The organism is Nguyenibacter vanlangensis (assembly GCF_013376155.1).
In the GTDB taxonomy this organism is placed as follows: domain Bacteria; phylum Pseudomonadota; class Alphaproteobacteria; order Acetobacterales; family Acetobacteraceae; genus Gluconacetobacter; species Gluconacetobacter vanlangensis.
In genome coordinates this window covers 1-1,748 of record NZ_JABXXP010000590.1, presented here as the reverse complement: position 1 = coordinate 1,748, position 1,748 = coordinate 1, and the positions used below count along the sequence as shown (strand labels likewise).

Annotated in this window: 1 protein-coding gene and 1 pseudogene; both read right to left on the bottom strand. The window is 68.8% G+C overall.

All coding sequences use genetic code 11. The features are described from left to right. A pseudogene (locus HUK84_RS22925) lies at nt 1-218 on the bottom strand (hypothetical protein); the annotation flags it as partial. A 74-nt stretch (nt 219-292) separates the two neighbouring features. After that, on the bottom strand, nt 293-1,748 hold a 1,456-nt coding region (gene lpdA, locus HUK84_RS17010), incomplete at its 5' end, for a dihydrolipoyl dehydrogenase (RefSeq protein WP_176641326.1).

Below are 1,748 nucleotides of genomic sequence, written 5' to 3'. Positions count from 1 at the left end.
AAGGCAGGGATGTCGACGGGTGGGTTGTCCTCGGCCGGAGTCGCGATCGCGGCCGGGGAGACCGGCGCGGATTGCGGAGCGGCGGCCCGGGCGGAAACGGAAACGGCCAGAACGCCCGCCGCCACGATCCAGGCCCCGGGAAGCGCCAGCGTACCGACTGCCCGCATCGCGATCCCCCGCTTTTCCATCCCCCGCACCGAAGCCCGCCCCCTGGCCATGACGCGCCGTCCAACCATCCGTTCCCGGAGACGGGCCCGAAGGCCGCGCCCGCAAGCCGGTCAGATCAAGCCGGTCAGATATGGATCGCGCGCTTTTCCACATCCAGCGCGGCTTCCTTCACCGCCTCGCTGAGGGTCGGGTGGGCGTGGCAGGTGCGGGCGACGTCTTCGGACGACGCGCCGAATTCCATCGCCAGGGTCGCCTCGGCGATCATCTCTCCGGCGCCGGGGCCGATGATATGCACGCCCAGCACCCGGTCCGACGCCGCGTCGGCCAGGATCTTGACGAACCCGTCGGTCATGCCCACGGCGCGCGCGCGGCCATTGGCCATGAAGGGGAACTTGCCGACCTTGTAGTTTATTCCGGCTTCTTTCAGGCTTTCCTCGGTCCGGCCGACCGTCGCGACCTCGGGCCAGGTATAGACCACGCTGGGAATGGCATCGTAGTTCACATGCCCCTTCTGCCCGGCCAGGATTTCCGCCAGGGCCACGCCTTCGTCCTCGGCTTTGTGCGCCAGCATCGGGCCGGCGATCACGTCGCCGATCGCATAGACCCCCGGCAGGCTGGTGGCGAAATGCGCGTCGGTGACGATGCGCCCGCGCGCGTCCAGCGCCACGCCGGCCTCTTCCAGCCCCATGTTGCGGCTGGCCGCGACCCGCCCGATCGACAGCAGGACGACGTCGCATTCCAGCGTCTCGGCCTTGCCGCCCGCCGTCGGCTCGATCGTCAGGACCACGCCCTGGGCGGTCTTTTCCGCCTTGGTCACCTTGTGGCCCAGCTTCATCCCCAGGCCCTGCCGGGCCAGAATCCGCTGGAACTGCTTGGCGATTTCGCCATCCGTGCCCGGCACCAGGCGGTCGAGGAACTCGACGACCGTGACCTCGGCCCCCAGGCGCTTCCACACGCTGCCCAGTTCCAGGCCGATGACGCCGCCGCCGATCACCACCAGCCGTTTCGGCACCGCGGACAGTTCCAGCGCGCCGGTCGAGGTGACGATGGTCTTCTCATCCACCGTGACGCCCGGCAGGTCCGCGCTGTCGCTGCCGCTGGCGATCACGATATGCCGCGCCGTCACCGGCTTGCCGTCCACGGTGACGCGGCCGGTGCCTTCCAGCTTCGCGAAGCCCTTCAGCCAGGTGACCTTGTTTTTCTTGAAGAGGAATTCGACGCCTTTCACGTTGGCCTCGACCACCTCGCCCTTGCGGGCCATCATGCGGGCCAGATCCAGCCTGACGCCGTCGATCAGGATGCCGTGCCCGGCATAATCGTGCGTCGCGGCATGATAATTCTCGGACGATTGCAGCAGCGCCTTCGAGGGAATGCAGCCCACGTTCAGGCAGGTTCCGCCCAGCGTCGCCCGCTTTTCCACGCATGCGACCTTGAAGCCCAACTGGGCCGCGCGGATGGCGCAGACATAGCCGCCGGGACCGGCGCCGATGACCAGGACATCGTAATCGTACTCCGTCTCGGCCGGCGGGGCGGCGGCCGGCGCAGGTGTGGGCGCGGGCGGCGTGGTTGCGGCCCTGGGC